The sequence below is a fragment of the Methylocystis sp. H62 genome (assembly GCF_015709515.1).
Lineage (GTDB): Bacteria > Pseudomonadota > Alphaproteobacteria > Rhizobiales > Beijerinckiaceae > Methylocystis.
Genome location: NZ_JADNQZ010000056.1, coordinates 187576 through 203945, shown reverse-complemented (window position 1 = coordinate 203945; position 16370 = coordinate 187576). Strand labels below are relative to the sequence as shown.

Genomic DNA, 16370 nt, shown 5'->3' with positions numbered 1-16370 from the left:
TCAATTTCGTTAATTTGGATAGCTTCCAGCAAGGTTGCGAATTTACGTCGCACGCCGCGCCCGCGCGGCGGCAAGCTGCGCCTCAACTTACATCCAAGAGACTGAAATTAACCAGTTTTAATCTCCTGAAAGCAACCCGGCGCAGTACAGCCACATTTTAACGTTTGTCTGGGCGCGGATGGTGCGACCGCGCGCGACTCATCGCCGAGTCCCTGGCGCGCGGCCAATGAAAGGGTTCAGGCATGATGGATATCGGCGACGATAAGGAGCTGATGGCTGAATTTGCCGAGTTTAAAGAGTTGCTGCGCCGCGACCTCGGCCATGGCCCCGCGCCAACTGCGGCGCCGGCTCCGGGCTTCGAGCGCCCGCCAACGAACGCAGCGATCCATCCGGGTCCTTCTCCTCAAGCGCCCCGCGCAGAGGAAGCCTGGGGCGCGGTCCATGCGACGGAGGAAGAATTCTACGACGAGCCCGAGGAGGAACGCGAGGGCGGCCGTCGGGCCCTGTTCTTCGCGGCGGCGGCCGTCGTCATCGCCGGACTGGCGGCCCTGACCTGGGTTCTGGGGCCGTGGAGCGCGGTCGGGCCGAGCGAGGATCCCGCGTTGGCCACGGCGCCGCCTTTGGCCGCTCCGGAAGCCGCTGAATCCGCTCTCGGCAGCGCCGCGCCGACCGATGAAGGAGCAGACAAGACGCCTGCGCTTGAGGAAAGCGCCCAGGCGCCGGCCGAGCCTGCGCCGGCCGCAGCGGCCGCCGAACCCGCGTCTGGCGCGGACCTCCAATCGGAGCCAGCGCCGTCGGCAGGCGCCGCGATGACGCCGGTGAATCCGGCGGCTGCGCCGCTTGGCGCGACCATTCCTGTTCCCACCGGCGCCGCCGCTGCGCCGCAACTTGCGCCACTGCCCACGGCGGCGACGGCGCCAACGCCCATGACGGCGCCAGTGCCCGTGACGGCGACGGCGCCGGCGACCCCTGCGCCGACGTCGCCGCCGGCGGCCGTTCCGCCGAAAGCCGTTCCGCCGAAAGCCGCGTCGCTGACGCCGCCGCAAGCGGCTGCGCCCGCCGCGCCCATTTCGCAGCCGCCGACCGCCGCGGCCGAGACGATGGAAGCGCCAAAGCCCGCGCCGCGCGCAAAGGTCGTGAAGCAGAAGAAGCCGACGAAGCCGGTCGCCAGCCGACCCAGGCCGGCCGCCGAGGCGCCGGTCGCCGTCGCAGCGCCTGAGCCGGCGCCGATGGCGCCGCCTCCTCCCCCGCCTCCCGCGAGCGACGGACCGTTCGGCTTCGTCAAGCGCTCGGTGAACTCGGTCGGATCGGCCATCGGCGGCCTCGTACGCTAACCTGAGAACGGCACCATTCGAAACGCCGGCGCGAGCGCGCCGGCGTTTTCTTTTGGCGAATGGACCGGGCAGTGGCCTTTGCCAAACGCCATAGCCTGTGACTTTATCCAGTGGCTGGGCGGCGCGATCCGCCTCGACGATCCTGGAGAGCTGAACGCATGGCCAAACCCACTCAAGCTGACGCAGAGGCGGCCGTGCGGGTTCTCATCGAATGGGCGGGAGACGATCCTAATCGCGAGGGGTTGATCGACACGCCGGCGCGGGTGGCGCGCTCCTACCGCGAGCTTTTCGCCGGCTACGACGTCGATCCGCGCGACTATCTCAAGCGCACCTTCGACGAGGTCGGCGGCTACGACGAGCTCGTGGTCCTCAAGGACATTCGCGTCGTCAGCTTCTGCGAGCACCACATGTTGCCAGTGACCGGGCGCGCGCATGTCGGCTATCTGCCAAGCAACCGCGTGGTCGGCATCTCAAAGCTCGCCCGCGTCGTGCATGGCTTCGCGCGCCGGCTGCAAATTCAGGAAAAGCTCACCGCCGAGATCGCCGAAGCGATCCAGGATATTCTGGAGCCGCAGGGCGTCGGCGTCGTCATCGAGGCGGAGCACAGCTGCATGACGCTGCGCGGGGTCAACACGACTGGTTCGCTGCTGACGACGAGCCGACTGCTTGGCGTCATCCGCGACGATCCGCGCACCCGCGAGGAATTCCTCGGCATGGTGCACGGGAAGTAAATCGCGCGGAGCCAGTTCTAGGACAGCGCCGTCTTCAGCTCCGCCACAATCGCGTCGCCCATCTCTTTCGTGGAGACGGTCGACGTCGCATCACCCTTGATGTCGGCCGTGCGCAGACCCTTCGCCAGCACATTGGCGATCGCCGCGTCGATGGCGTCGGCCGCCTTTGGCAGATCGAAGCTGTAACGCAGGGCCATGCCGAGCGAGCCGATCATGGCGATCGGATTGGCGATGCCCTTGCCGGCGATGTCGGGCGCCGAGCCATGGCAGGGCTCATACATCGCATGACGCTTGCCCTTTTCGTCAGCTGCGCCGAGCGAAGCCGACGGCAACATGCCGAGCGAGCCGGTGAGCATCGCGGCTTCATCGGACAGCATGTCGCCGAAGAGATTGTCGGTGACGATCACGTCGAACTGCTTGGGCCAGCGCACGAGTTGCATGCCAAGCGCGTCGGCGAGCATATGTTCGAGCGTCACGTCGGCATATTCGCGCTTATGCAGCGCGGTGATGACTTCGCGCCACAGATAGCCCGACTTCATCACATTCGACTTCTCGGAAGAGGTCACCTTGTTGCCGCGCTTGCGCGCCAGCTCGAAAGCGACGCGGCCGATGCGCTCGATCTCGTACGTTTCGTAGACCTGCGTATCGACGGCGCGTTTCTGGCCATTGCCGAGATCGGTGATCTCCTTGGGCTCGCCGAAATAGACGCCGCCCGTCAATTCGCGCACGATCATGATGTCGAGACCGTCGACGATCTCGCGCTTCAAGGAAGAAGCGTCGGCCAGCGCGGCGTAGCAGATCGCGGGGCGCAGATTGGCGAAAAGACCCAAATCCTTGCGCAGGCGCAAAAGGCCGGATTCGGGACGCAAATCATAAGGCACGCCGTCCCATTTCGGCCCGCCGACGGCGGCGAGCAGCACCGCGTCCGCCTCAAGCGCGCGCTTCATGTCTTCTTCGCTGATCGCTTGCTTATGCGCGTCATAGGCCGCGCCGCCGACGAGCCCCCGCTCGACTTCGAAGCGCGCGACGCCCGCCTCGTTCAGAAGGGCGAGAACCTTCTCGGCCTCGGCGGAAATTTCCGGACCGATGCCGTCGCCCGGCAGGAGCAGAAGCTTGTATATGGCCATGAACGCCTCGTCGTCGGCTTTGAAACTCGCGCTGTCAATAGAGCGCGCGACTAGGCGACGCAACCGCACGAAATCTCATCTTGTCGTGCGACAATTCGCCTGCCGCGCCGCCCTTGCCGCAGCGCGTTAAGCCGTGCAGCTTGAAAAATGTCAAACGCAAGGGGGCTTCGCGCGAGACGCGTCAATCAATGAGCGACGTCCGCGGGAAGCGATGCGCAGGCTCTGCGCAGTTGGGAGACGCTTGAGATGAAGAGCTACAAAACCATCGTGCATATCATGGCGCTTAGCCTGTTCGGCGCCCTCGCCGGCGCGGCGCCCGCCAAGGCTTTCTGCCTCGTCAATTGCGAGCCCAAGCCCGAGCACGCGAAGCAGGTCTTCGAAAATCTCATCAAGAAGAAATTCGACAAGGACGTCGTGATCGAGGACTTCAAGGTCACGCGCTTCTGGCCGCTCGACGTCGAAGGGGCCGGTCACGCCGGCTATGAGTTCTACTACACGGCGAAAGTGCGCTTCCCGAAGGGCGCCAATCTCGAATGCAAGCCGGAGGGCGGCGCGAAGCCGGGCTGCTCCGATAACACGAGCTATTATTCGACGACGATCCAGAACCAGATGATCAAGGACAAGCAATATATCGAGCCGGGCAGGGTCATCGACTTCAGTGACGAGACGCGGTTCGACGAAGAAGGCTCGAAGTGGAAGGGCCAGGACGGCAATTTTTATTGAGCAACGTCCAGGACGCGGGCGATCGCGGGCCGCCAGGCTCGCGATTCTTCGTTTAGGCGGCTGATCGCACGGTCATATCCCCTTCCTCGCGCGCGGCGCTTGGTGTAAAAGGCGCCCAACGATTGCGCGTCGAGCTCGGCTCAGGCGCGGCTGGAAGGGTGCACATGCAGCAGGTCATTATCGCGATCCACCTGATGGTGGTGACGGCGCTCGTCATTCTGGTGCTTTATCAAAAGTCGGAGGGCGGCGCGCTCGGCATGGGCGGCGGCAGCGGCGTTTTCACCGGGCGCGGCCAGGCCAATGCGCTCACCCGCGCCACGGGCATCCTCGCGACGATCTTCTTTATCACCAGCATCGCGCTGACCGTGCTGCCGGCCTGGGAACGGCGCAGCGAGGGCGGCGACGACTGGACCAAGGCGCTTGATCCAGGCTCGATCCAGGTCAAGGAGCTTCCCAAGACCGAAGGCAAGGGCGAGCAGGGCGCGCCTGAAAAGGCGCCCGAACCCGGCAAGGACAGCATTTTTGACCAGCTCCAGCGCGCCCAGCAGAAGCGCCAGCAGAGCGCGCCCGTAGACGCGCCGCCGGCCGCCGCGCCGCCAGCTTCGACTCCGCCCGCCGCCGAGGCGCCGGCGCTGCGCCCGTCGCAGGAGCCCGCGCCGCAGGCTCCGGCCGCTGAAGCGCCGAAGCCTGTCGCGCCGCCTGCCGAAGCTCCCAAGCCTGAAGCGGTTGCGCCCGCAACGCCGCCGGCCGCCGAAGCGCCCAAGCCTGAAGCCTCGAAGCCTGAAGCCTCGAAGCCTGACGCCCCGAAGACTGACGGCTTGAAGTGGGAAGCGCCGAAGACGGAGGCCCCGGCGACGACGGCTCCGCAGGCCCCGGCCCCGGCCGCGGAAGCGCCGAAGTCCGTTGCGCCGCCTGCCGAAGCCCCCAAGGCGGAAGCTCCCAAGGCGGACGCGGTTGCGCCTGCCGCTGAAGCGCCGAAGCCCGACGCCTCGAAGAGCGACGGCTTGAAGTGGGAAGCGCCGAAGACGGAGGCCCCGGCGACGACGGCTCCGCAGGCCCCGGCCGCGGAAGCCCCGAAGCCCGCCGCGCCGGAAACCAAGCCCGCGCCTTCGACGATCTGGAAAGTCCCGACCCAGTAACCGGCGTCAAATCCGCCATCCGACGATCTTGGCTGGGGGCGACGCCCCCGGCCCGATAGAATCCGCTATCACAATCGCTGGAAAGGCGTTAGGCGTTAGGCCCCATGGCGCGGTACATCTTCATCACCGGCGGTGTGGTCTCCTCACTTGGCAAGGGCTTGGCGTCGGCGGTGCTCGGCGCGCTGTTGCAGGCGCGCGGCTATACGGTCCGGCTACGCAAGCTCGATCCCTATCTCAACGTCGATCCGGGCACGATGTCGCCCTATCAGCACGGCGAGGTCTTCGTCACCGACGACGGCGCGGAGACCGATCTCGACCTTGGACATTATGAGCGCTTCACCGGCCGCCCGGCCTCGAAGCAGGATAACGTCACCACCGGCCGCATCTACCAGGACATCATCAGCAAGGAGCGGCGCGGCGATTATCTCGGCGCGACGATCCAGGTCATTCCGCATGTGACCAACGCCATCAAGGACTTCGTCGTCGATGGCAATGAGAACGTCGATTTCGCGCTGATCGAGATCGGCGGCACGGTCGGCGACATCGAAGGCCTGCCGTTCTTCGAGGCGATCCGCCAGCTCAAGAACGATCTGCCGCCGCATCACTGCATCTATATCCATTTGACGCTGCTGCCGTACATCCCGAGCGCCGGCGAGTTGAAGACGAAGCCGACGCAGCATTCGGTGAAGGAGCTGCGCTCGATCGGCATTCAGCCCGACATTCTGCTCTGCCGCACCGACCGTGAGATTCCGCGCGAGGAGCGCCGCAAGCTCGGACTCTTCTGCAACGTGCGCGAACAGGCGGTGATCGAGGCGCGCGACGCCGCCAACATCTATGACGTGCCGCGCGCCTATCACTCGGCGGGGTTGGACGCGCAGGTGCTCGCCGCCTTCGGCATCGAGCCTGCGCCCAAGCCCGACATGAGCCGCTGGAACGCGGTGACGCAGCGCATCAACAACCCGGAAGGCGAAGTCACCATCGCGGTGGTGGGCAAATACACCGAGATGAAGGACGCCTATAAGAGCCTCATCGAGGCGCTGGCGCATGGCGGGCTGGCGAACCGCGTGAAGGTCAATCTCGACTGGATCGAATCGGAAATTTTCGAGAGCGCCGATCCCGCCGCGCATCTTGAACATGTGCACGGCATTCTCGTGCCGGGGGGCTTTGGCCAGCGCGGCGCCGAGGGGAAGATCCTCGCGGCGCGTTTCGCGCGCGAGCGCGGCGTGCCGTATTTTGGCATCTGCTTTGGCATGCAGATGGCGGTGATCGAGGCCGCCCGCGCGCTCGCCGGAATCGACAAGGCGAATTCGACCGAGTTCGGCCCCTGCGCCGAGCCGGTCGTCGGCCTGATGACCGAATGGCTCAAGGGCAATGAACTCGAAAAGCGCGGCGTCGGCGAGGGGCTCGGCGGCACCATGCGGCTTGGCGCTTTTCCGGCGCTGTTGAAGCCGGAGTCGCGCATCGCCGGCATTTACGGCGCGACGGAGATCTCCGAGCGCCACCGCCATCGCTATGAGGTGAATTTCGCCTATCGCGAGCGCTTAGAGGATTGCGGGCTTTTATTCGCGGGCTCTTCGCCCGACGGGCTTCTGCCCGAGACGGTGGAAATCCCGGGCCACCCCTGGTTCATCGGCGTGCAATATCATCCGGAATTAAAGTCGCGCCCGTTTGAGCCGCATCCGTTGTTTGCAAGTTTTATCGCGGCGGCGAAGGCGCAGAGCCGGTTGGTGTGATCAAAAGCGCCGACGATCCTCGTGAGGTAATTGAATCGCCTCGCGCCGTCATGGCCGGGCTTGTCCCGGCCATCCACGTCGGGATGATTCGCGAATGCTGCGGGAGTTCGCGCAGCGGCGACTCGTGGATGCCCGGCACAAGGCGGGGCATGACGCGGAGAGAATGCGCCGATCAGTTCGCCAAGTCTTCGTATAAGTCGCGCCAATCCGGATTCATTTCGAGAATGAGCCGGACCTTCCAGCAGCGCGGCCAACTCTTCATCGTCTTCTCGCGCTGGATCGCCGTGCGGATGTCGTCGTGCGTTTCGTACCAGACGAGGCGCCTCAGGCCATAGAGTTGTGTGAACCCGCGAGAGCGGCCTTCACGATGCTCAAAGGCGCGGCGCGCGAGATCGTTCGTGACGCCGAGATAGAGCGTCCCGTTTGGCCGATTGGTCATGATGTAAACCCAGCCGCCACGCATAGGCGCATGGTGCGGACGAGAGAGCGCCGCGGCAAGAGTTTCAGCGCGTCATGGCCGGGCTTGTCCCGGCCATCCACTCCGTGACGCTGCGCAAATGTGGGGGCGCGCGCAGCGGCGACGCGTGGATGCCCGGCACAAGGCCGGGCATGACGCGGAGAGAGTGCGTCTATCGGATTGTAGCTGCGGTGCGTCGAGGTCATTTGCGAAACCTCTCAGCCGTCATGGCCGGGCTTGTCCCGGCCATCCACGCCGTGACGCTGCGCAAATGTGGGGGCGCGCGCAGCGGCGCCGCGTGGATGCCCGGCACAAGGCCGGGCATGACGCGGAGAGGGAGCGCCTTCCGATGTAGTAGCGTTGCGGTGGAGCTGTTTACGTAACCGTTCAGCGCGTCATGGCCGGGCTTGTCCCGGCCATCCACGCCGTGAGGCTGCGTAAATGCTCGGAGACTTTCGCAACGGCGACGCGTGGATGCCCGCGACAAGCGCAGGCATGACGCGGAGAGGTTTGCGATAGGAGAGCAACAAGGGGCTTTTCCAACAGCGCTCACCTCACCCCAACTCACTCCACCTACCTCACACCACCTCATATTCCTCATCGATCGGCACGCCGAGCGCGGTGACGAGACGGTTCGTCTCCGACGCCATGCCGACGATCGCCAGCAGTTCGCGATATTCCTCTTCGCTCATGCCCTTCGCGCGGGCGTTGGCCGTGTGCGAATGGATGCAATAGGGACAGGCATGGGCGATGGAGACGGCGATGTAGATCATCTCCTTGACCTTCGGCTCCAACACGCCTGGAGCCATCACCTGCTTGACGCTCTCCCAGGTGCGCTTCAGCGTCACGGGATCATGCGCCAGCGCCCGCCAGAAATTATTGACGAAGTCGCTTTTGCGCGTCGCGCGAATGTCGGCGAAGACGGCGCGCGCTTCGGGCGAGAGCTCTTCGTCGGTAAGCAGTCGAACCGTCGCCATGATCTTCCCGTTGATGCGCGATGTCACTTGTTGGGCGCGTTCGGCGCGGCGGGCCAGGAGCGTGGGCCCGGATTGACATGATAGTTCACGCCGCAGCCTGAGAGCGCCAAGACAATCGCGATGAGCAACATCAATTTGACGCGTAGCGTTCGCATCATTCCTGTCCTTGGTTGACGTGCGCTTTTGTCAGAAAAACCCCACACGCGCCCTTTGAATCGCTTGGATTTCCGCTCCTGACAATGGCGCATGTTTTGCGTCGCATGGCCGTGATACGCGCGCGCATCACATGGAGAGGAACGCACGGACGTTCGCGACGAGACCGGCGCTGCGGGCTTTTCTGCCTAAATTCAAAGCGGTGCGCCATTTTGACCGTGCGCCGGCCGGTTGACGCGCAATATGCTGCAGCGCACAATGCTCGCCACATGGCTGCGCTACACGATTCGACCGGCGGGGCGTGCGCCCGTCGAATTGTCCGCGCGGCGAGGAGGTCACAATGGAATCGGTCAAACAATGGTTTCAGGACTGGTCGGACGCGTGCGAATACGCGAAGGAATGCGCCCCCGACTTCTCCTTCCTCAAGTCTTTCGCCATTGGCGAACCCTATACGGCGCTCATCAGCATCGGCGGCGTCTGCTGGCTGATCTGGGCGCTCAATGAGCGCGCGATCAAGCGGAAAGCGGCCCTTCTGCAGGCGAGGGCCGCAGCGGCCGGCGGCGAGGCGCTCGGCGCCGCGCTGCAGGACATGAAGCCCGCGCCTGCCAAGGAAGAAAAGCTCGCGGCGTGACGCCGCCAAGCGCGGATTGAACGCACCCGGCAGCGCGCTATCCTTGCGTTAGAGCGCTCCTCGCAAAGGGGCGCTTAAAGGCTGTCGGGCTTGTGACCCAACTCCCGCGAGGATACGACGCCCGCATGACGCGGCTGCGCGCGCCGCAGCCGAGCGGCCTCGCCTGACGTCCGGATTGATGAGAACGACGTTGGAAGGCGAGGGAGCATCATGAGCGAATTTTCCGTCGGCAATGGCGCCTGGGTCCTGGTCGGCGACGGCCGCCGGGCGCTGTTTTTTCAAAATCACGGCGACGCCGAACTCCTCGACCTTCGCGTCGTCGAGACGCGCGTTGACGACAATCCGCCGACGCATGAGCAGGGAACGGATCGTCCCGGCCGCAGCTTCGCCTCTTTCTCGCCGGGCCGAAGCGCCATGCAAAATACCGATTGGCATGAGCTGGAGGAGGAGCGCTTCGCCCGCGCCATGGCCGACCGCATCAATCAGGCGGCGGAGTCGGGCGAATTGACTGCGATCGCCATCATCGCGCCGCCAAAGGCGCTCGGCGAAATTCGCAAGGAGCTGTCCGTCAAGGCGCAAAGCAAGGTTGTTGGCGAACTCGCCAAGGACCTGACCCGCCATCCACTCAAGGATATTGAAAAGGCGCTGACCCGCGGCTGAAAGGCAGGGGAAAGTTTTGAGGCTTTCCCCTGCACAGTCGGAGGCGATTCGTCCCAGCCCCGCCTCCGACGCTCGCCTCTCGAGCGAGCGTCGCTATATTGCCGCATTCCCTCCAAGAAATCAGTGCGACTGCGCACAGCGCGGGCAAACCGTCGCATTTGAGCCGCAAAGATGATGGAGGGAGTCGTGTTGGCTTCGCCTGAGCGGCGACGCCGCGCATAAACACTTGAGTGCAGGCGGCGTATGGGGCGCGGGCGGATTATCTTGGCGGCGCTTCTGGCGCTTGCGTTCAGCGGTTGTTCGAGCCGGCCGCACGGCACCCTTGTCGCGTCGCATCAGGTCGCGCCCGGAACCAGCGTCGTCGATCTTCTGGTCGTCACCACCCGGCAGCCGAATGACTCCGAGCCCGGCGTCATGTTTTCGGGCGAACGCGGACACGGCGTGCATTTTGCCGATATCGCCGTCTCGATCCCGCCAGACGCCTCCCGCGTGGTCGGCGAAGTGCAGTGGCCGGATGGGCCGACCCCCAACCCGGCCGTCCAATTCGCCACCGTTCGCGCCGAGGTGCTGAGCAGGGAGGCGGCGCTCGCGGACTTCAACGCCCGCATCCGCAAGACGCCCAAGCGGCAGGTGCTTCTCTTCGTCCACGGCTTCAACACGCGTTTCGAGGAGGCGGTCTACCGCTTCGCGCAGATCGTCCACGACTCGCGCGCCGAAGTCACGCCGGTGCTGTTCACCTGGCCGTCGCGCGGCCGGCTGCTGCAATATGGCTATGATCATGAGAGCGCCAGCTATTCGCGCGACGCCCTGGAACTCGTGCTGCAGGCGCTGCAGCGTGACCGGGACGTCGGCGAGATCTCGATTCTGGCGCACTCGATGGGCAATTGGGTGACGCTGGAAGCGCTACGCCAGATGGCGATCCGCAACGGTCAGATCGGATCGAAAATCCAGAACGTCATGCTCGCCTCGCCGGACGTCGATTTCGACGTCTTCCGGCGTCAGATCGCCGAGATCGGCGGCGTTCGACCTTCGATCTTTACGCTGTTCGCTTCGCGCGACGACGACGCGCTCGCGGCATCCCGCCGCTTCTGGGGCAATACGCGTCTGGGCGCCGTCGACCCGAAGGCGTCCCCCTATCAGGAGGTCCTCGACCGGGATCGGGTGAAGGTCGTCGATCTGACCGGCATCGCCACCAGCGATCCTTTGGAGCATAGCAAGTTCGCGTCCTCTCCCCAGGTCGTACGCTCCATCGGCGCCAGGCTCGCGCAGGGTCAGCCGCTCAGGGACGGCCAGCCGGGCCTGGGGGATCACCTTGGAATCGCGACCGCGGGGGCGGTTTCTGCGGTCGGCGGCGTGGCCGGGGCGGCGGTCGCCGCGCCCTTCGCCATTGTCGATCCGGCCACGCGCGAGAATTTGAGCGAACATCTAAGCGCCGCTGGTCAAAAGCTTGATACGCAATATTAATTTAACACAGCTGTGAATTCGATGCGTCTGGTGGTCCTATTTTGGAGGGCTGTTGCCGCAATGTCACAGCCAGCGAGGCTGAAGCCCTTTAGGGTCGACAGCTCGCGACGATCACCCACGGGACTTCGATAGCAATGTCATACAAGCGTCAGCTTCTCGCCGTTCTGGCGGTCGCCCTCGCTGCGTCTTCAGCGCGCGCCGAGGGTCCGACCTGGTGGAAGGCTCCGCTCTCGGAAAACCCCGGACCCAAGCGCGCCGTCGACGGCGTCAACGGCAAGCTCGAAGGTTTTGGCGGCGGCTCTGAATGGCTGGGCTTCGCGCGCTTGAACAACGCCTCGGCCGGCGGAATGGGGTCGATCATCGCCCCCGTCGGCGACCGTTTTGGATTTCAGGTCGACGCGATCGCGGCGGCGCATCGCGGCTTCTTCGTGAGCGGCGGCGCCGGACACGCCTTCTGGCGCGATCCGAGCGTGGGTCTCCTCGGCGGCTATGGCGCGATCGCTCACGACAAGCGTCTCGACGACACGCGTTTCCGCGTCGGCGCTGAAAGCGCCTATTACTATGGGCCGTTCACGCTCTCCAGCATCGCCGGCTATGAGGAGAGCTCGGGCCATTTCTTCACGCCGCTGGGCTATGGACCGGGATATCTCGCCTATCAGTGGCAGCCGCGGCGCGGGCGCTTCTTCGACATGTTCGATATCAGCGTCTATCCGACCTACAACGTCAAAATCTCGGTCGGCCATCGTTACGTCGGAGGGCGGCATGCGGCTGCGCTCAGCGGCGAGGCGCTCGTCTGGAATCTCGGCCATTCCGCGATCACCGGCTTCATCGAAAGCCGCGTGGGCGAGAATGATTACAAGGCTGTCTGGGGCGGCATTCGCATCTATCTCGGCGAGAGCGACAAGACTCTCATCAGCCGACATCGCGAAGACGACCTGCCCAATTGGATGAAGGACGACATGTTCGCATCTCAGAACAGCGTTCGCGCCGGCGCGACGCCGGTCTTTTTCCCGACCCTGCAGCAGCCTTGAAGCCGCCGCGCTGCGCCCGATATCCGGGCGACGCGGCGCGAGGAGGCGCAATGAGCAGTTCAACGTCTCTTTCGGATCGGCGGCCTTCGCGGCTCGTCGCCGGAGTCGCCGCCGCGGCGCCTGTGCTCGCCGCCGCGGTGCTCGGCAGCTTCGCGACGACGCCGAACATCCCATGGTACGATACGCTGGCCAAGCCGCCGCTGAATCCGCCGAACTGGGTGTTTGGCCCCGCTTGGACGGCTCTCTACATTCTGATGGGCTACGCCTTTTATCGCGTTCTACGGCTCGAGCCGGCGACGCCGGGCCGGCGCGCCGCGATCATCGTGTTTTTTGTTCAGCTTGTTTTGAATGCAGCCTGGTCGTTCGCCTTCTTCGCGGCGCGAAATCCCTTGCTCGGACTCGTCGTCATTCTGCCGATGGAAGCGCTGCTCGTCGCCACGATCGTCCTGTTCTGGCGGCTTGACCGCGTCGCGGGATATTCGCTTGCGCCAACCGCCTTCTGGGTGGCTTTCGCGACTTATCTCAACGCCGGGATTTTTATCCTCAATCGTTAGAATGGCGCAGATCGCGCCGCGGCGACATAGGCGTCGGCGTCCTGCTGTAGCAGCAGCCGCTCCTTGACGAGCTTGTCGGCGATGACGCGCACGGTCGCGACGAAATAGGCGCGCGATCCGTAGCGCTCGACGAGCGCGGGACGCGGATCGAGGTTCTTTTCGCGGTCCAACTTCGTCGCCGCGAAGGGAATCGCGGCGGCTGCGGCGCAAGGCGGGCCTTTCTTGTTCTTTTGCGCGTTGAAGCCCGTGAAGGTCGCGACAGGGAGCGCCACGTCGGGCAGGCGTAGGCCGGCGATCTCATTGCCATCCGCGTCGATTTTCGGGACGCGGCGTGCGCCCTCAGGCGGCGCGGGCAAGCCGGGAATTTTCGGCCATTTCAGATCCTGCGCGGGCGCCAGATCGGCGTCGAGGGGCGCGCGCGCGGCGGGCGGCGCGACGCCCTTGGCCGTCCACTCGTCGAGCGCGGCGAACAGCGCGCGCAGCGCGGGGGCCGAGGGGCGTGCGTTCACGGGCGCGGCGCAATTCGTCGCCGTCGTCGACGCGGCGATTCCGGCAAGATAGAAGCGCCGACCGTTCGGCGGCGCGCCGTTCGCGAACTCGACGCGCGGCTTCTCGCGCCAATAGGCGTCGGCGCCCCAGGTCTCGATGAAGCGCGTCGGGGCGGCGGGCTCGCGGTTCGCGTCATGCAGCAACAGGCCATCGAATGCGGAAGCTGCGTCCGTCATTGCGTCGGCGTCCGAGCCCTGCGCGCGGCCGAGCACGCGCTTCATCTTGAGCGCGCCGCGAAGATGGCCGAGCACATCGCGCAGGGCCGGCGCTCGAGCTTTGTCGGGGAGCTTGGCGACATCGAGCGTCAGTACGGCAAGTCCGCGTTCGAGCGCCAGCGGCTTTACGTCGTCGCTTGACTGCGTCTCGATCAGCAGCGCCTTTGCGCCGCTTGGCGGCTTTGCGGGCTTTGCGGGCTTGGCGAGCGTTCCGGCGATGTCGTGAGACGTTCCGTCGAGCTTCACGGTCGCGACGACCGCCTCATTCGGGCCGTCCGGACGCGTCTCGAATTTCAGCAGTTCGGCATGGGCGGCGCCGGCGAGCGCCAGCGACCCGATGAGCGCAGCGCCTCTAATTCGCGCGCGCGTCCTTTTCGATCCAGCGGGCGATCTTGCGAAGATCGGCGAGGAAGCCCCGCCACGCCTGGCGCTTATCCGATTCATCCCTCAAACGTAGCAGAGAGGAAGGGTGAACGGTGGCCAGGAATTGCGCGCCGTCGCCAAGGTCGATGATCTCGCCGCGCACACGCGACACCGCCTCGGAGCGGCCGAGCACGCCGCGGATCGCGGTCGCGCCGAGCGCCACGACCAGTCCTGGGCTGAGCAGGGCGCGTTCGCGATCCAGCCACCACCGGCAGGCGTCGATCTCGCCGGCGTCGGGCTTCTTGTGCAGACGGCGCTTGCCGCGCGGCTCGAATTTGAAATGTTTGACGGCGTTAGTGACGAAACATCTGTCGCGGTCGACGCCGGCGCGCTCCAGCGCGATGTCGAGGAGCTTGCCGGAGGGCCCGACGAAGGGTCGCCCCGACACATCTTCCTGGTCGCCCGGCTGCTCGCCGATCAGCAGCACGCGCGCTTGCGCCGGCCCTTCTCCGGGAACGACCTGCGTGGCGTTTTTATAAAGCGGGCAGCGCGTGCAGACCGCTTCTTGCTCAGCGAGCGCCGAAAGCGAAGGGGCTTCTGTTAAGAGACCTGCCGCCGGCAGGGGCTTCGCCCCGAGCGCGAATTCGGATTTCTCCACCTGTCCCTTCCTCCGCGTCGAGCGACGCCAAGAAGGTCGATATAGGCGGCGCCGTCGCGCCGAAAAGCGTCTCGGGACATTGCGTCCCGAGACGCCCCGATCACAGCGTCTTCAGATATTCGAGCAGCGCGCGCTTGTCCGTTTCGCTCAACGCCGTTCCGAAGTCATGGCCGCAATGGCTGACGCCGGAGCCTCGGTTGCAGTCCGTCTTCATCAGGAAGGTCGACTTCGGCTGCTCAATGGCCAAGCCGACAGCGGCAATGTCATAGGCCGGCCCGACTTTGAAGTCCGTGACGCGATCCTGCGGCGGCTTCAACAGCTCGGCGAGCGACGGAACAGAGGCGTTGTGCAGATAGGGCGCCGCCGCCCACACGCCTTCGAGGACGCGGGCTTCAAATTTGAGTTTGCCCGGCGTCTCGGGGGCGCGGCGGCACGCCCAGCGCCCGGCGCCCGGCGTGCCCGGAATCTTGTAGACGCCCTTCAGCTCTTCGATCAAAGGCTGCAGAAGGGACAGCGCCACGTCGGCTTTCTTTCGCTCGATCCCGTTCACCGTGACGGGAAGGAAGTGCTGCAGGATTGCGCCGCGCGCCGCGGTCGCCAGCACCGAGACGGGCGCGTCGGTTCTGCCAAGCGGCTCGGACACGAAAGGAATGAAGGCGCCGGTCAGCGCGCCGGTGTCGACCTTCCAGTCCGGCGCGAAATATTGATATTCGCGCGCGTCGGTGCCGACGTCCTGAACGGGCGTGCACCAGGTGTCCGGATTGAGCAGGCGCGGCTGGCCTTTGTCGATCCCGTGGCAATCAGCGCATCCGCCCTCTTCGTAGGGACGCTCGTAGATGAGCTTGCCCTGCGCCACGAGCGTCCTGTCGGTCGGCCACGGCCATTTCGGCGGGCCGATCCGCTCGACGAGCCGCTCCAATTCGATCAGCCCTTTGAAGTCGACCGAATTGGCCTTGACGTAATTGAAGCCCAGGAGATGCGTGGCGTCCTTCTCCGGGAAAAATTCGCCGAAGACGCCGTAGACCTGTCCGACGTTTCTCGCCATGGCCAGAATGCGGTCGCCATTGTCGGCGAAGCCCGGCCACTGCGTATGATCCTGCCGCGGCGCGTTCCAAAGGAACGGCGGGCGCACCGGCGCGTCGGCCTTCCGCATGTTACCCAAAATGATATGCGTCGGGCCGGGTCCGATATCGAGGCCAGTGACGCGGTTGAGGATCATGCCGACGGCGTCGATGCGTCCGGCGCCCCAGGGCCTGTCTTTAGGCAGGCCCGCCTCGGTGATGGCGTGGTGGCGCGCATACCAGAGATCGACTTCGGCGCGCAGCTTGGTTTCCTTCTGCGGGTCGTAGCCGCTTCCGAGAACGGCCTTGGCGAATTCTGAGAAGGACGCCGTGTCCGCGAGAACCTTCCCGGCTGCGGTATCGAGATCGGCCCAAAGCGCGCCCATGTCGGCGAGCGCCGGCCCGCCGTCGATGCGATAGGCTTTGCCCTCGACGTCGATCTGCCGCGTATGGCAGGCGGCGCAGCTGGGCCCCAACACGCCATCCGCGACGACGAAGCCGACCGGCAGCCCCGGCGTCGCGCTCGCGGGGTTGGCCAGATAGCCGTAGCGGGCCAGTCCATCGGCAAGAAAGGGTTGGCCGTCAGCCTGCTTGAGCGCTTTGATCCAGTCCCAGGGGATGAGGCGGGAGCCTTGGCTCGTCGTGTAAAAGTCGTTCCAGGCCTTTTGGTCCCAAGGGCCGGCGCCCGGAATGGAAGAGGGCTGTTCGACGCGTTCCAACGCCAGCGAAGCGGGCGCGCTTGCGAACAGAATGGCGACAGTAAGCGCAGCGGAGCGGAATGCCTTGGTGATGCTCATCTTGCAAACTTCT

The 16370-nt window shown here is 65.2% G+C and carries 16 protein-coding genes; 10 read left to right on the top strand and 6 right to left on the bottom strand.

All coding sequences use genetic code 11. The features are described from left to right. The first annotated feature begins 242 nt into the window (after positions 1-242). A complete protein-coding gene (locus IYY11_RS15070) occupies positions 243-1334 on the top strand; it encodes a hypothetical protein (RefSeq protein ID WP_246720005.1) in 1092 nt (363 codons plus the stop codon). Between the two features lie 158 nt (positions 1335-1492). Continuing rightward, positions 1493-2065 (top strand): GTP cyclohydrolase I FolE, encoded by a 573-nt coding sequence (gene folE / locus IYY11_RS15065; RefSeq protein ID WP_196404575.1) that lies wholly within the window; start codon positions 1493-1495, stop codon positions 2063-2065. A 17-nt stretch (positions 2066-2082) separates the two neighbouring features. Here folE and leuB read toward each other — a convergent pair whose 3' ends face one another. Next, complete coding sequence (gene leuB, locus IYY11_RS15060; RefSeq protein WP_196404574.1) at positions 2083-3192, bottom strand: 3-isopropylmalate dehydrogenase; 1110 nt, start codon at positions 3190-3192, stop codon at positions 2083-2085. Between the two features lie 246 nt (positions 3193-3438). Here leuB and IYY11_RS15055 point away from each other — a divergent pair, with 246 nt between their 5' ends. The 3 genes from IYY11_RS15055 (at position 3439) to IYY11_RS15045 (ending at position 6787) form a co-directional block, all read left to right on the top strand. Continuing rightward, on the top strand, positions 3439-3915 hold the full coding sequence (locus tag IYY11_RS15055) for a hypothetical protein (RefSeq protein WP_029651415.1): 477 nt from the start codon (positions 3439-3441) through the stop codon (positions 3913-3915). Between the two features lie 164 nt (positions 3916-4079). Then, on the top strand, positions 4080-5054 hold the full coding sequence (gene secG, locus IYY11_RS15050; RefSeq protein ID WP_196404573.1) for a preprotein translocase subunit SecG: 975 nt from the start codon (positions 4080-4082) through the stop codon (positions 5052-5054). A gap of 104 nt (positions 5055-5158) precedes the next feature. Further along, the gene (locus IYY11_RS15045; RefSeq protein WP_196404572.1) at positions 5159-6787 is read left to right on the top strand and encodes a CTP synthase; all 1629 of its coding nucleotides are present in this window, start codon (positions 5159-5161) and stop codon (positions 6785-6787) included. Positions 6788-6959: 172 nt separating this feature from the next. Here the strand turns inward: IYY11_RS15045 and IYY11_RS15040 are convergent, their stop codons facing one another. After that, on the bottom strand, positions 6960-7250 hold the full coding sequence (locus tag IYY11_RS15040) for a GIY-YIG nuclease family protein (RefSeq protein WP_196404571.1): 291 nt from the start codon (positions 7248-7250) through the stop codon (positions 6960-6962). 572 nt (positions 7251-7822) lie between these two features. Next, positions 7823-8221 (bottom strand): carboxymuconolactone decarboxylase family protein, encoded by a 399-nt coding sequence (locus tag IYY11_RS15035; RefSeq protein ID WP_196404646.1) that lies wholly within the window; start codon positions 8219-8221, stop codon positions 7823-7825. Positions 8222-8714: 493 nt separating this feature from the next. On the opposite strand from IYY11_RS15035, the gene IYY11_RS15030 reads away from it, so the two are divergent. From IYY11_RS15030 to IYY11_RS15010, 5 genes are all read left to right on the top strand, one after another. Beyond that, positions 8715-9005: a hypothetical protein gene (locus IYY11_RS15030; RefSeq protein ID WP_196404570.1), complete on the top strand. Its 291-nt coding sequence runs from the start codon at positions 8715-8717 to the stop codon at positions 9003-9005. Positions 9006-9215: 210 nt separating this feature from the next. Next, positions 9216-9665, top strand: coding sequence for a host attachment protein (locus tag IYY11_RS15025; RefSeq protein ID WP_196404569.1), 450 nt, complete (start codon positions 9216-9218; stop codon positions 9663-9665). A gap of 243 nt (positions 9666-9908) precedes the next feature. Next, entirely contained in the window at positions 9909-11129 is a 1221-nt protein-coding gene (locus IYY11_RS15020; RefSeq protein ID WP_196404568.1) for an alpha/beta hydrolase, read from the top strand. A 134-nt stretch (positions 11130-11263) separates the two neighbouring features. Continuing rightward, on the top strand, positions 11264-12160 hold the full coding sequence (locus tag IYY11_RS15015) for a hypothetical protein (RefSeq protein ID WP_196404567.1): 897 nt from the start codon (positions 11264-11266) through the stop codon (positions 12158-12160). Positions 12161-12210: 50 nt separating this feature from the next. Then, positions 12211-12714, top strand: coding sequence for a TspO/MBR family protein (locus IYY11_RS15010; RefSeq protein WP_196404566.1), 504 nt, complete (start codon positions 12211-12213; stop codon positions 12712-12714). Here the strand turns inward: IYY11_RS15010 and IYY11_RS15005 are convergent. From IYY11_RS15005 to IYY11_RS14995, 3 genes are all read right to left on the bottom strand, one after another. Next, the gene (locus IYY11_RS15005; protein WP_196404565.1) at positions 12711-13922 is read right to left on the bottom strand and encodes an alpha/beta hydrolase domain-containing protein; all 1212 of its coding nucleotides are present in this window, start codon (positions 13920-13922) and stop codon (positions 12711-12713) included. The genes IYY11_RS15010 and IYY11_RS15005 overlap by 4 nt on opposite strands. Beyond that, the gene (locus IYY11_RS15000) at positions 13831-14499 is read right to left on the bottom strand and encodes a UdgX family uracil-DNA binding protein (protein WP_196404564.1); all 669 of its coding nucleotides are present in this window, start codon (positions 14497-14499) and stop codon (positions 13831-13833) included. The genes IYY11_RS15005 and IYY11_RS15000 overlap by 92 nt, the downstream gene beginning before the upstream one ends. A gap of 100 nt (positions 14500-14599) precedes the next feature. Then, the gene (locus tag IYY11_RS14995; RefSeq protein WP_196404563.1) at positions 14600-16357 is read right to left on the bottom strand and encodes a di-heme-cytochrome C peroxidase; all 1758 of its coding nucleotides are present in this window, start codon (positions 16355-16357) and stop codon (positions 14600-14602) included. Positions 16358-16370: the final 13 nt, after the last annotated feature.